Genomic DNA, 13,292 nt, shown 5'->3' with positions numbered 1-13,292 from the left:
TTATTGTTTTTACAGTCAGTTAGCTAGGCAAGTAAAAGGTCTGCAACTCTGTAACTATTCCGACCAGTTAGGTATAATCTGAAAGTTTATTAAAATTTGCTGGAGTTGGAAATGAAAGTTGTTGAAGTAAAGCACCCATTAGTTAAACACAAACTGGGCTTAATGCGAGAAGGTGACATCAGCACTAAACGTTTTCGTGAGCTTGCGACTGAGGTAGGTAGCCTACTTACTTATGAAGCCACCGCGGATTTCGAAATGGAACGTGTGACGATCGAAGGTTGGAACGGTCCAGTAGAAGTGGAACAAATCAAAGGCAAAAAAGTAACGGTTGTGCCAATCCTTCGTGCTGGTTTAGGCATGATGGACGGTGTACTCGAACATATGCCTAGTGCGCGAATCAGTGTGGTGGGTATCTACCGTGACGAAGAAACACTTGAGCCAGTACCGTACTTCAATAAACTGGCGTCAAATATTGATGAGCGTATTGCCTTAGTAGTCGATCCAATGCTGGCGACTGGCGGCTCGATGATTGCGACCATTGATCTTTTAAAAGAGAAAGGCTGTAAGTCGATCAAGGTACTTGTGCTGGTTGCTGCGCCTGAAGGTGTAGAAGCATTGAAAAAAGCACATCCAGAAGTGGAGCTTTACACGGCTGCGATTGATGAAAAACTTAACGACAAAGGCTACATCGTTCCTGGGCTTGGTGATGCAGGCGATAAGATTTTCGGCACTAAGTAACCGTACCGTTTATTAACTCTTTTCTAGAGAAAAAATACCCAGGCTAAATGGTTAGCCTGGGTTTCCTACAAAGCGCACTAATCAACGCAGTGCCAATCGGAGCTTCGAGCCGAAGAAGTCCCCCTTCTTTCTAGTTATATCAAGCAAATATTCCGTTTAGTTATAAGCGATAGACGGTAACCACAGCGCGATACTCGGCCAGAATAAAATCAGTAACAACGCTAAAAGCTGCAACAGAATAAATGGTATTACCCCTTTATATATATCCGACAGTTGTATCTCTGGTGGGCACACCCCCTTCAAGTAAAACAGTGCGAATCCAACCGGTGGTGTTAGGAAACTGGTTTGTAACGTCATGGCGACAAGCATGACAAACCAAACCGTTGTTGGGTCATCGATACCAGCAAATTGACCAATGTTCAGATCCAATCCCGCTACAACCGGCGCTAACAACGGCAATATGATCAGCGTGATTTCAATCCAATCGAGAAAAAAGCCCAGTAGAAACACCATCAAAAGGATGAAAGCGATAATGCCGTAGGGACCGAAAGGGAGCTGTTGAAAGATGCTTTCAATGAATTCATCCCCCCCTAATTCTCGCAAGACCAGTGAAAAGCAGGTTGCCCCAATGAAAATGGCAAAGATGTAAGCCGTGGTTTTATAGCTTTCAATGGTGACTTCTTTCAGAATTTTGAGGGAAAACCGTTTGTAGTATATAGCTAGTAAGGTTGCTCCAGCCGCACCAACACCGGATGCTTCTGTCGGCGTGGCAATACCGGCAAATATGGACCCTAACACTGCAAGAATGAGCAGCAACGTGGGTATGATTGCTTTGACGACTTGCCAGATAATTTTGAAGGATACTTTTTCAGCAGTATCCGGTAACGGCAGTGCATTAGGTTTTAGTACCCCCGAAATGAGGAGATAGAATATGTACATTGCCCCAAGTGCAAGCCCCGGAAAAACCGCCGCCATGAACAAATCACCAACCGATAATCCCAGTTGATCCGCCATGATGACCAACATGATGGATGGGGGAAGTAATATTCCAAGGCAACCAGAAGACGCAATGGTTCCGAGCGCTAAAGGTTTACTGTAGCCTTGTTTGAGCATGGAAGGCAGGGCCATCATTGCGAGTAGCACCACGGAAGCGCCAATGATTCCGGTTGATGCGGCTAAGATGATGCCAATAGAAACAACGGTAATTGCTAAGCCACCATGTACTTTTCCAAACATCGCTTGCATAGAGAACATCAGCCGATCAGCTACCCCAGACTTGTCCAACATATTTCCCATGAAGATGAACATCGGCAAGGCAACTAGGATCCAGTTATCCATTATCTTATATAGGCGGTTCACCAATAGTCCGAGTGTTTGAAAGTCGAGTCCTGTGATGGTATCTAGGTACAGATCTGAGAAATATGCCAGACCGCCAAATATAATGCCAATTCCCCCCAGTACCCACGCCACAGGAATACCTAAAAAAAGCAAAAGGATAAAGCTGCCAAACATGCTTATGATGAGAATTTCATTGATTTCCACGGTTGGCTCCTTTTCGTATTGTGGCAAACGAGCGAATAACCTTAGAAAGCCCCGCAAGTGCGAGTAATGAGAAGGCTAGCGGGATGGTCGATTTGATGAGCCAACGGAAAGGCAGCCCAGATGGGGCATTAGAGCGTTCGCTGACCCTCCATGACTCATAAACAAAATCGATAGAATGAAGGAATACAACCAGAATAAATGGCATAAGAAACAAAACGATGCTAACGATCTCTATCCAAGCTTTAGCCTTGGCGCTGAAGCGATGATAAAAAATGTCAACGCGCACATGTGAATTGGTGATTTCAGCGTATGCGAGACCAAACAACACGCCAATGGCGTACAAATGCCACTGAAATTCTTCTAGTGCAATCAAGCCATGGGAGAACCCTTTTCGAAGAATAACCTGAGTTAAAATGACCAAGACTAAACCTACGTAAACCCAAGCAATGCCATGGCTTACTTTTTTTATGAACGCATCCATTCTGTCGGCCATTGGAGCTGGTGCGTTAATATGAGTACGATTCAAAACGACGAACCTTTCTGAAAAACGGTAGAAATTACCCAAGCCACAAGGGTGCGGCTTGAGTGTACTTTTCGCTGGGGATTACTCTCCCGTTCTTGGTAAAAACGCTTTGTCAGACCAGACTTTGTAATTCGCACGGAACTGAGTCAGATCCGTCCACACTTTGTTGAAGAAGGCGTCTTTCTTCTGTTCTTCAACCACTTCGAGCCATGTGCTTTCGAACAGATTCAACATGTCGTCGTTCCAATAAAGTTGTTTAACGCCGTTTTCCTGAGCTTTTATCATTGCGTCATATTGCAGCGACTCACCTTCAGCCATGGAGTAGGTCATGGATGCCATACATACGGTTTCAACAGACGATTGTTGATCGCTGTCCATTTTGTTCCATGTGTCTTTGTTGATCAGAAGTTCCCATACCGTCGACTGTTGGTGCCAACCAGGGAAGTAGTTGTATTTCACGATTTTATGGAAGCCCAATCGGTGGTCGATGGCAGGCTGTGAAAACTCGGTAGCATCAATGGCCCCCTTCTCAAGTGCCCCGAAAATCTCACCGCCTGGCAGTTGAACGGTGCTGACACCTAGCTTCTCCATGATCTGCGCACCCAGCCCAAAGAAGCGCATGTTGAGACCTTTCAGATCTTCTGGTTTATTGATGGGCTTGGCGAACCAACCAGAAGTTTCTGGTGAGTTGATTGCACAAGGCAACACTTTGACGTTGTAGCCAGCTTGGTCATACATTTCTTGGTAAAGCTTATTGCCGTTACCGAAATACAGCCACGCCATATATTCTGGGGCTTCTGGACCAAAAGGTACGGCAGAAAACAATGGAGCAGCTGGAATTTTTCCTTTCCAGTAACCCGCGGTGGTGTAGCCTGCATTTACTTTACCGGAAGAAACCGCATCTAAGATTTCATTGGCGGCAACCAATTTTCCAGGTTCATAAATCTTCATTTTTACGGTACCACCTGATGCAATGGGCAATTGCTTGGATACCCATTTCATGGGGGTTCCGAGTGCTGGCAAGTGAGTACCAATAGCCAGTGGGGTCTTCAGTAGAACTTTATCTGCGTGGGCAGGTAATGCCATAAAGGTGGCTGTCACTGCCAATGTAATGGCCGATTTTCCGATGTGCTTTTTCATTCTTCACTCCTTGAATTAGGCGATTTTTTCGCCTTGCATGCCATGTCTTGGTTTTTATGTTACGAATATGTAAATATTTATTAAATTCGTAAGACAGCGTAATTTGTAGACGTACATTCATGGATGAAATGTACGCAGTACTACGTACAGGACGTGAAAAATGACAGAAGAAGAAAATCGATTTAAGCAGAGAACGATCGTTCTTTCTCAGATACCGATATTGCTGATGTTGATTTACATTTTGGCGCACATCTACACCGAAACCGATCCGCTGTTCACTCAAGAGTATTCGGATAAAGTGGCCAGAGCCGTTCAAGAGGAAATGGCTGAAGACACTTATATAAACAATGAATTCAAATCCATTTCACCAGTTCAAAAACACGAGTTGGATTCCTTTCTATTGGAACTGTCCATCTTCATCTTTTTAGCCTGCGTCTTGGTTGCTGGGTGGGTCAGTGTGGTACACATCAATCGCAGTGAATTGGCCAATAAACAGCTTGTTCTGCTCAACAAACAGCTCATCGACATGCAGGAAGAGGAGCGAGCCAGAGTCTCTCGTGAGCTACACGATGGAATCAATCAGATTTTAGTGTCCACCAAGATGCGGTTTGAAAATATAGAAAACGCTAACCCAAATGACCAAATCTTAATGCAAACGGACTTGGGTCGGAAAAGTGTCGATCTCGCGATGGACGAAATTCGTCGTATTTCGAAAGCGCTTCGCCCTGCTGTATTAGACGATTTTGGGCTGGTGGTCGCCATCGAGAATTTAGCAAAGGAATGCCGAACACGTTCTGGTATTGATGTGGTTTTCGAACACCAGATAGATGAAAGCCTTTGTTCTCGTAATGTCGAACACGCGCTCTACCGAGTGGCTCAAGAAGCCATTCACAATGCGGAGAAGTACTCAAAATCGAACGCGATTGATATCGTCCTTCAAGAAGAGAAATCTCAAATTATCTTCACAGTAGCGGATGACGGTAGAGGGTTTGACCTATCGGATGTAGAAAATCGAAATAAGACCATTGAATCAGGTATGGGGCTGACCAACATCCGTAAACGAATAGAATTGATAGGTGGGCAACTAGAAGTGAACAGCGACCCGGATGACGGAACGGAAATTCGGGTGATCTTTGCGATTTCAATGGACGATGAAAGGAACGAAGTATGACTACGATTGTATTAGCTGATGATCATACGTTGCTCCAAGATGCATTAGTCGAGCGTTTACGTCGTGAGGAACAATTTTCAATTGTCGGCACCGCTGAGAATGGGGTGGAAGCCGTTGAAGTGACATTGGAAAAAGAGCCAGATATTTTGATTACCGACATTTCAATGGAAAAAATGACGGGCATCGAAGTGCTCGAAACCCTGAATAAGCAGGGTGCAAACTCAAAAGTGGTCATTTTGAGCATGCACAAAGAAGAAGAATACGTCATGTCAGCCATTAAATGTGGAGCGAGTGGCTACATTTGCAAAGACATTTCTTCGAATGAACTGATTAAAGCACTGGAGGTGATTGCGAGTGGCGGGACCTTCTTTAGCAAAGGCATTTCAGCGCAATTATTTCAAGCATTCAGTCAACATGATGACCACGACGTAAATACACAACTAACCCCGCGAGAAAAGGACGTTTTGCTGTTGATTGCGGAAGGGGAGTGCAACAAATCTGTCGCCAATACCTTGTGCATTAGCGTCCGAACGGTTGAGACACATCGATTGCGAGTGAAAAAGAAACTGAACATCAAAACAACGGCGGGATTAGTGAAATACTGTTTAAGTCAGGGGTGGCTATAGAGTTTCTACCTTTGCCAGCACTAAGAAGGAAATAGAGGCAGTCATTCATTGCTGCCTCTATTTGCTATCAGATGTTTGGCTATTTACTTCTTTCCTCTTCCATCTGAGCGTTATCCACGACATGAGATTCACCCATGTCTTTAGGTAAAATTAGGTTTAACGCAATGGCCACGATACCGCACAAGCTCACGCCTTGAAGGCTGAACTCACCAACCCCAAAAGCCATTCCGCCAATACCAAAGACTAACGTCACCGCGACAATCACTAGGTTTCGGGATTTGTGGAGATCAACGTGATTTTTAATCAGCGTATTCAAACCGACAGTGGCGATGGAGCCGAACAGTAGAATCATAATGCCACCCATCACAGGAACAGGGATGGTTTGTAGCAGCGCGCCTAGCTTTCCTACCAGCGCAAGCACAATGGCGGTTACCGCTGCCCAAGTCATGATGACTGGATTGTATGCTTTAGTCAGCATCACTGCGCCAGTCACTTCACTGTATGTTGTGTTCGGTGGCGCGCCTACCATAGAAGCCGCCATTGTAGCAACACCGTCCCCTGTAATGGTGCGGTGAAGCCCTGGTTTTTTGAGGTAGTCTTTTCCGGTTACATTAGAAATGGCGAGCATGTCACCAACGTGCTCAACCGCCGGCGCAATGGCAACAGGGATCATGAAAAGAATCGCGTTAATGTTGAATTCTGGCGTTGTGAAGTTAGGAAGAGACAGCCAGCTTGCTTGAGCAACGGGTGTAAAGTCGACGATTCCGTACAGTAAGCTGAGCGAGTACCCGACAGCGATGCCTCCAAAAATAGGCAGCAACTTTAAGAAGCCCTTGGCAAAAACACTGATAGCAATGGTGGTGGCTAGAGACGCAGAAGCGATAATAAGGGCGGTATTCCCATCGATAAGCTGAACCGCTCCATCGCCCGTTTTCCCTAAAGCCATGTTGACCGCGACTGGTGCAAGCCCCAACCCAATCACCATTATAACCGGACCAACAACGACGGGGGGTAACAGCTTATGGACGATTCCAACGCCCCGCAGTTTGATCACCGCCCCTAATGCGACGTAAACCAAACCTGCACACATAAGCCCACCCATGGTGGATGCAATGCCCCACGTTTGTACGCCGTACATGATTGGTGCAATGAACGCGAAAGAGGATGCAAGGAAAATAGGAACGGTGCGACGAGTGATAAATTGGAATAAAAGGGTGCCTACGCCAGCGCCGAATAGAGCCACACTAGGGTCGAGTCCTGTGAGTAAGGGGACGAGGACGAGTGCGCCAAATGCGACAAAGAGCATTTGGGTACCTTGAAGTATTTGAGTCATGATTCTCTTCCATTTTTAAAATTTGCAGGATTTTATCACTAAGAAAACGATTGCATTGATAAACAGGTCAAAAAATATCTATAGATCTTGTATACAGGAGTAATTATTCCAGTGAAGGGGGATGTCACTGTATTCGCGATGTTTCCTTGCTCCGGCATTGAGAGTTGCTTATCATTTGAGGTTCATTCACGTTGTGACAGAGAATTTATGAATCGGATAGCTTGTTTGTTGTTGAGTTTGCTGGCTTTTCCTGGCTTTGCTTTAACTAAAGTAGACGTATTCCAATCTGAAATTGTATTGACTGAAGAAGAAAATTCAGAGGATCTTGCGAAAGCTCAAGGGTTAGAGCAGGTTCTTATTAAGGCATCTGGACAAAAAACCGTTGCCAGTAATCCGGTTATCGAAAAAGCGAAAAAGAGCACGGGTCCTTATCTTTCTCAAATCAGCTTCGGGCAATTAGATGGGCAAGAAACGTTAAAAGTCGCTTTTAATCCAAGACAAATTCAGGGGTTATTGACTCAGGCGGGCTTGCCATATTGGTCTGAAAATCGCGCTTCCATTTTAATGTGGATTATTGAAGAAGATCGCTATGAACGCCAAATAGTGTGGGAGCAAAGTGGATCTAACGTTACCAAACTGTTGAACCAGTATGCCAATTCTCGAGGCTTGCCCATTACCGTACCAGTTGGTGACTTTGATGATGTTACAGGAATCTCTGCACCGGAGATCTGGGGAGCTTTTGTTGAACCAATCAGTAGAGCCAGTTCACGTTATCCTGCGGATGCGGTATTGGTTCTGCGGGTACAACACTTAAGCTCAGGCAGAGCATCTGTGCGTTGGACTTTGTTTGACCAATCGCCGGAGCAAATGCTTGGTTCTCAGCAATCTCCTATGTCGGGGCAGGAGCGAGGTGAATTTAACTCTACACTGCAAACTGTGGTAGATAGCATCAGCGATTACTTTGCGAGTAAAAGTGCGGTTCAGGTTTCGGATGTATCGACAGAAAGCGTGACAGTTCAATTTTTGGACGTTAAAAGTTCACGCGATTTCTTCCAATTAGAGTCTTTGTTTGAAGGCTTGAACTCGGTTGCATCGACAGAGATTTTAAAAATCAAAGGTAACGATGTCACTTTTAAAGTCAATTTGCTTGCTCCAGTTATGGATTTTCAGCGTGAATTAGAAAACTTTAAACAAGTGAGAGCGTTCACTTTGGATGCTTATGTTGAGAATGAAGAAGAGCAACTTGTTGAAAGTACGCCAGTAGAATCTACCGACCCTCAAACAGCCGAACCTGAACTTGTCGCACCCGAAATCGTCGATGAGGGCGCGGTGGAAACAGACGTAGCTACAAGTGAAACGACAGATCAGCTAGTCAGCGATGAGCTTTCAGTAGAAGGGGAGACTTCAGAAGCCCCTGTACAAACAAGTGATACAGCAATCGATGAGTCGTCCACTGTTGATGGCGTTTCAAGCATTAACGCTGAAATAATCGAAGAAGCGGCTCCTGAAGAAAAAGCGGACTTGGTTTATGAATGGCTTGGTCTTTAAGCGCTAGTCGTTTTTAAAAGAAGTTCGTACACAATAGAATTACATGCATAAAAAAGAAGAGCTGCCGATGGGGAGCTCTTCTTTTTTTGATGCTTGATTGACTACTCAAGCATTAACTCTTCAAATTTCTACTGCTCAAAACGTGCTTTTTCTTGTTTCTCTACTTCAGAAAGCTTCGTGAGTTTTAGGCCTAATTCTTTTCCTCTTTGCCGCGCATAAAGGGTGTTTCCTACAAAGGCAATAGTGGTCAATAAAAGCTCCACTACCGCAAGCCATCGCTCGCCTTCATTGACATACAAAATGGTCAGCGCATGCAGAAAATACAACATCAAAACAAAATTAGCCCAAGCGTGTGTGTAGGGTTTACCCGCTAAAATGCCCGGTAAGGGCAGCAGCAGCGGGACACACCACGCAAGTGCTAGTGTAACGCTATTGATATGAGGGTGAGGAGATAGGCTGATCTGCCATAAAGCCACCCAGCCTAAAAGACCAATGTTTCCAGCTAACGCTAAGTATCGATACTTAATGGATTGAGATTCCGTCATACAGAGTCCTTAGGGCGGTTACCCCTAGCTTTTCAGTTTTTTTGCACACTCTGCCAGACGCTTTCCAAGAGCAAAAGCTAACTGCCCTTCATCTGACTGGTTTGATTGTATCTGACTACCAATAGTGGATGCACCATATGGCGTGCCACCTTGTGATGTCGTGTGCAAAGCGGGTTCAGAATAAGGAATACCCAATAGCATCATGCCGTGATGAAACAACGGAAGCATCATACTTTGAAGTGTGGTTTCTTGACCGCCGTGCATGGAAGAGGAAGACGTAAATACGCAAGCTGGCTTATCGATGAGATCACCACCTACCCAAAGAGGGGTTGATGTGTCCCAGAAGTGTTTGAGTGGTGCCGCCATGTTTCCAAACCAAACTGGGCTTCCCATAGCAAGACCATCGCAGGCTTTTAACTCGTCTAGCGTGAGAATAGGATCGTCTAGTTCAGCGAGCTTACCTGAATTAACGGAATTGTCTGAAATTTCGTTGACCGTTCGGAGCAGCGCTTGGCACTGTTCAACAGAGGCAATGCCACGGGCAATCTGGCGAGCCAGCTTTTTGGTGCTTCCGTGGCGGCTGTAATAAAGGACAACAACCTTTATGCTCATAAAATTTCCAGAACCTGTTCTGGTGGTCGTCCAAGACGAGCAGCGTCGCCTTTAATAACAATAGGGCGCTCAATCAATTTAGGGTTGGCGACCATAGCTTCAAAGAGCTGCTCATCAGTGACGGATTCATCGCCTAAACTTAATTCTTTGTATATCGACTCTTTGGTTCGCATCATATCTCGTACGGAACTCAAACCCAGCTGTGTGTAAACGGTTTTCAGTTGATCAACACTTAACGGGCTTTCCAAATACTTGATGACTTCTGGTGCAATGCCTTTTTCTTCAAGCAAAGCAAGTGTTTGTCGGCTTTTTGAGCAGCGAGGGTTGTGACAAATCGATACTGACATGGTGATTCCTTATTAACTTTTTACCTTGCACACAGTTTGAATTCACAGACGGTGAGTTCTCAGGCTGTGGTGCTTGTGTTTTCTAAGTGCCTATGTTTTCTAAGTGATTATGTTTTCTAATTTTGAAGGGCGTAAAAGCGGTCGCGTTGCAGCCCTAGCTGGTCAATTCTCGCGTCATATCGCGCCTGTTTTAGGCTTCCAAGTTCTACCAGCTTACTGGCTTCGGCATAGAAACTGATGGCTTGCTTCCAATCCGCTTTGAGAGCAAAAATCTCGCCTCGCGCTGCTGCCTCTTCGTCTCGTTTGCCTTGCTGACCGGTAGAATCCGCAAGCATTGCCCAGCCGTTAACGTCTTCTGGGTGAGAATGTGTGTAACGTTGTAAAAGCCGAGTCGCTTCATCGTATCTTTCGCTTTCAACTAATAAGTTAGCGTAGTTGATTTCAAGTACGGGGTTATTCGGCTTTTTATCCAACGCTCTTTTTAGCATAGCCAGCCCTTTATCGTATTCTTTTTTATATAAATACAAGTCTGAAAGCGCGTCTAAGTAAAAATTGTTGTTTGGGTCTTGTTTGTCTAACTGGACTAACAGCGTTTCTGCTTCATCCAGTTTTTTCATATCGAGCAATGCGAGGGCTTTACCGTATTTTAATGTCGGTACGATATCTCTATGGGCTTTCTTAAGCCTTCTGTCCATCCAATCAATGGCTGCTTCACTCTCGATACCCGCGTGCCGTGCAATAATCCTTGCTCTGGCTAAGTTGTATTCAATAGATGGACCTAACCGTTTTGGAGGCATGCTCTGTGCTCTTGCGCGCGAATCCGTAATTCGGTCTTCAGGCAATGGGTGCGTCAGTAGCATTGGAGGTGGCTTACTCACGTAACGAAATTCATCCGCCAATCGACCAAAAAATTGCGGCATGGCTTGAGGATCGAAACCAGCTTTAGATAGGGTGACAATACCAAAGCGATCGGCTTCTTTTTCATTAGATCGAGTGTAGTTAATTTGGCTTTGAATCATCCCTGCTTGAGTGGCAGCAATGGCAGCAATGCCCGCTTGAGGTGCGGCAACGGCAAGCAATAAAGAACCTACCAATGCAGCGATGGTAGCAGGAGAACGACGAGCTTGATCTTCCATCGCTCTCGCTAGGTGGCGCTGAGTGATGTGTGCGATTTCATGAGCAAGCACTGAAGCTAATTCGCTTTCTGTTTGTGCATGTAGGAACAGACCAGAATGGAGTGCAACGTATCCACCAAAAAAGGCAAAGGCGTTGATATCTCTATCTTGAATAAGGAAGAAGTTAAACGGTGTTTTTACGTCGTTGGCATTAGCAACGAGTTGATGACCAATGGTACTAATGTATTCGTTTAATACTGGGTCATTAACGATAGGTTGGCTTCTGCGCAACATGCGCATGTAAGCATCGCCATACAATGATTCCTGATCGATCGTCAGTGTAGAGGCAGCAGCCGTTCCTATATCTGGCAATTCATACCCCGAATTCTGCGCCAGAGTTGGCTGACTCAGGAGAGCGGCCATGCTGAGGTACAGGGTTGAACGAGTAAATTTAAACATTCTGCTCCATTACATTGTCATTTTTATGTCGTATCGTGTAATTGGACTGTTGAACACAGATATGGTTCGCCTATCAATTTTTGATTGCTATTTATTTCATCAATGGGCGCAGTTTAAAACATAAAGAGCTCAAACATTTCGACATGATCATCTTCACTTCTGCGAATGAAGTGGGAGACCATAGGTCCAAATGCTATTACAATACAGGCACAATAGTAAGTATTGGTGCTAAGAATGAACAGCTACACGCTTGATTTATGTGAAGAACGCTGCCCAATGGCGTTGCTTCTAGCGAAGCGTCGCGCAGCAAGCTTAAAAGAGAAAGAGACCTTAGTCATTCAAGTGCATGATAAAAGCTCAATACAAGATATGATACGATACTTTTCTTCATCCCTCTTTTCGGTCCATTTGGAAGAGAATGAGTGTGTGTCCACTTTAACCGTAGTAAGAGAGAGCGATTCATAATGTTCGATATGGTCAGCCGCTGGTATAAGCGACGTTTTTCCGACCCTCACGCAGTCAGCTTGGTTGCTATTCTTCTGTTTGGCTTTGCCACTATCTACTTTTTCGGACACTTAATTGCGCCGCTGTTAGTCGCAATAGTGATCGCTTACTTGCTTGAATGGCCGGTAATGCAAATGATCCGTTTGGGGCTGCCTCGTGCGGCGGCAGTGCCTATTGTGGTGTTGGCTTTTCTAGGTCTTATGCTAATGGCTGTTTTTGGTTTAATGCCAACCATATGGAGCCAAGTAGGTAACTTGATCAACGATATTCCCAACATGTATAACGGGCTTCAAGGGTTTATCGCTTCCATTCCGGAAAATTACCCAGAGTTAGCTAACCTTCAAATTGTTGAATCGATTGTTTCAAATGCTAAGAACAAAGTTCTTGGCTTAGGTGAAAGCGTAGTGAAAGGGTCACTGGCTTCACTCGTTAGCATTGCAACACTTGCTGTTTACCTAATCTTAGTGCCCTTATTGGTGTTCTTTTTGTTGAAAGACAAAGCAGAAATGATGTCGATGTTGAGTGGCTTTCTACCTGAAAATAGACGTTTAGCGACCAAAGTTTGGCGCGAGATGAACCAACAAATTTCGAATTACATTCGCGGAAAAGTGATGGAAATCTTAATTGTGGGTGGTGTCAGTTATGTGACATTTGCCATTCTCGATTTGAGATATTCCGTTTTGCTAGCGGTTGCGGTGGGTTTGTCCGTTCTGATTCCTTATATTGGTGCGGCGGCAGTTACTGTGCCAGTTGCCATTGTCGGGTTATTCCAGTGGGGGTTAACACCGCAGTTTTACTGGCTTCTTGTCGCGTATGGCATCATTCAAGCGCTTGATGGTAACGTACTGGTTCCTGTGCTGTTTTCTGAAGCAGTGAATTTGCACCCAGTCGCCATCATTGTTTCAGTTCTGGTGTTTGGAGGGCTGTGGGGCTTTTGGGGAGTATTCTTCGCCATTCCTTTAGCGACGTTGGTGAAAGCCGTCATTAACGCGCTGCCCAATACGGAATCAAAAGCCCCAATACCTAAATCCGATTAGCTTTGAATGCAGATATAAAAAAGGCCTCTGATATCAGAGGCCTTTTTGGTTT

General features: G+C 45.1%; 14 protein-coding genes. 6 read left to right on the top strand and 8 right to left on the bottom strand.

What is annotated here, in order from left to right:
- Positions 1-111 precede the first annotated feature (111 nt).
- Positions 112-738: a uracil phosphoribosyltransferase gene (gene upp / locus Q8W40_RS17515; protein WP_305399026.1), complete on the top strand. Its 627-nt coding sequence runs from the start codon at positions 112-114 to the stop codon at positions 736-738.
- Positions 739-894: 156 nt separating this feature from the next.
- Here the strand turns inward: upp and Q8W40_RS17510 are convergent, their stop codons facing one another.
- The 3 genes from Q8W40_RS17510 to Q8W40_RS17500 form a co-directional block, all read right to left on the bottom strand.
- Positions 895-2,280 carry a TRAP transporter large permease gene (locus Q8W40_RS17510; protein ID WP_305399025.1) on the bottom strand — a complete coding sequence of 462 codons (1,386 nt, stop codon included), beginning with the start codon at positions 2,278-2,280 and terminating at the stop codon, positions 895-897.
- Positions 2,267-2,773, bottom strand: coding sequence for a TRAP transporter small permease subunit (locus Q8W40_RS17505; RefSeq protein ID WP_305399253.1), 507 nt, complete (start codon positions 2,771-2,773; stop codon positions 2,267-2,269). Before Q8W40_RS17505 ends, Q8W40_RS17510 begins: the two co-directional genes overlap by 14 nt.
- Positions 2,774-2,884: 111 nt before the next feature.
- Positions 2,885-3,889: a TRAP transporter substrate-binding protein gene (locus tag Q8W40_RS17500; protein ID WP_237322445.1), complete on the bottom strand. Its 1,005-nt coding sequence runs from the start codon at positions 3,887-3,889 to the stop codon at positions 2,885-2,887.
- 214 nt (positions 3,890-4,103) lie between these two features.
- Here Q8W40_RS17500 and Q8W40_RS17495 point away from each other — a divergent pair, with 214 nt between their 5' ends.
- Both Q8W40_RS17495 and Q8W40_RS17490 read left to right on the top strand, forming a co-directional pair.
- Positions 4,104-5,114: a sensor histidine kinase gene (locus Q8W40_RS17495; protein ID WP_305399023.1), complete on the top strand. Its 1,011-nt coding sequence runs from the start codon at positions 4,104-4,106 to the stop codon at positions 5,112-5,114.
- A complete protein-coding gene (locus tag Q8W40_RS17490) occupies positions 5,111-5,740 on the top strand; it encodes a response regulator (RefSeq protein ID WP_305399022.1) in 630 nt (209 codons plus the stop codon). The genes Q8W40_RS17495 and Q8W40_RS17490 overlap by 4 nt, the downstream gene beginning before the upstream one ends.
- A gap of 79 nt (positions 5,741-5,819) precedes the next feature.
- Here the strand turns inward: Q8W40_RS17490 and Q8W40_RS17485 are convergent, their stop codons facing one another.
- Entirely contained in the window at positions 5,820-7,073 is a 1,254-nt protein-coding gene (locus Q8W40_RS17485; RefSeq protein WP_305399020.1) for a uracil-xanthine permease family protein, read from the bottom strand.
- A 207-nt stretch (positions 7,074-7,280) separates the two neighbouring features.
- Here Q8W40_RS17485 and Q8W40_RS17480 point away from each other — a divergent pair, with 207 nt between their 5' ends.
- Positions 7,281-8,621, top strand: a complete 1,341-nt coding sequence (locus tag Q8W40_RS17480; protein ID WP_305399018.1) for a DUF2066 domain-containing protein — start codon at positions 7,281-7,283, stop codon at positions 8,619-8,621.
- Between the two features lie 128 nt (positions 8,622-8,749).
- Here the strand turns inward: Q8W40_RS17480 and Q8W40_RS17475 are convergent, their stop codons facing one another.
- From Q8W40_RS17475 to Q8W40_RS17460, 4 genes are all read right to left on the bottom strand, one after another.
- Positions 8,750-9,166 (bottom strand): DUF2069 domain-containing protein, encoded by a 417-nt coding sequence (locus Q8W40_RS17475; RefSeq protein ID WP_101112919.1) that lies wholly within the window; start codon positions 9,164-9,166, stop codon positions 8,750-8,752.
- Positions 9,167-9,190: 24 nt separating this feature from the next.
- The gene (wrbA, locus tag Q8W40_RS17470) at positions 9,191-9,778 is read right to left on the bottom strand and encodes an NAD(P)H:quinone oxidoreductase (protein ID WP_305399016.1); all 588 of its coding nucleotides are present in this window, start codon (positions 9,776-9,778) and stop codon (positions 9,191-9,193) included.
- Positions 9,775-10,125: an arsenate reductase (glutaredoxin) gene (gene arsC / locus Q8W40_RS17465; protein ID WP_305399014.1), complete on the bottom strand. Its 351-nt coding sequence runs from the start codon at positions 10,123-10,125 to the stop codon at positions 9,775-9,777. The genes wrbA and arsC overlap by 4 nt, the downstream gene beginning before the upstream one ends.
- A gap of 116 nt (positions 10,126-10,241) precedes the next feature.
- Positions 10,242-11,699, bottom strand: a complete 1,458-nt coding sequence (locus tag Q8W40_RS17460; RefSeq protein ID WP_305399012.1) for a beta-barrel assembly-enhancing protease — start codon at positions 11,697-11,699, stop codon at positions 10,242-10,244.
- Positions 11,700-11,933: 234 nt separating this feature from the next.
- Here Q8W40_RS17460 and Q8W40_RS17455 point away from each other — a divergent pair, with 234 nt between their 5' ends.
- Positions 11,934-12,164 (top strand): sulfurtransferase TusA family protein, encoded by a 231-nt coding sequence (locus Q8W40_RS17455; protein WP_101112915.1) that lies wholly within the window; start codon positions 11,934-11,936, stop codon positions 12,162-12,164.
- The gene (locus tag Q8W40_RS17450) at positions 12,164-13,240 is read left to right on the top strand and encodes an AI-2E family transporter (RefSeq protein WP_305399010.1); all 1,077 of its coding nucleotides are present in this window, start codon (positions 12,164-12,166) and stop codon (positions 13,238-13,240) included. The genes Q8W40_RS17455 and Q8W40_RS17450 overlap by 1 nt, the downstream gene beginning before the upstream one ends.
- Positions 13,241-13,292 lie beyond the last annotated feature (52 nt).

This window comes from Vibrio penaeicida, from assembly GCF_030689305.1.
GTDB lineage: Bacteria > Pseudomonadota > Gammaproteobacteria > Enterobacterales > Vibrionaceae > Vibrio > Vibrio penaeicida_B.
This window is presented reverse-complemented; position numbering and strand designations above follow the sequence as displayed.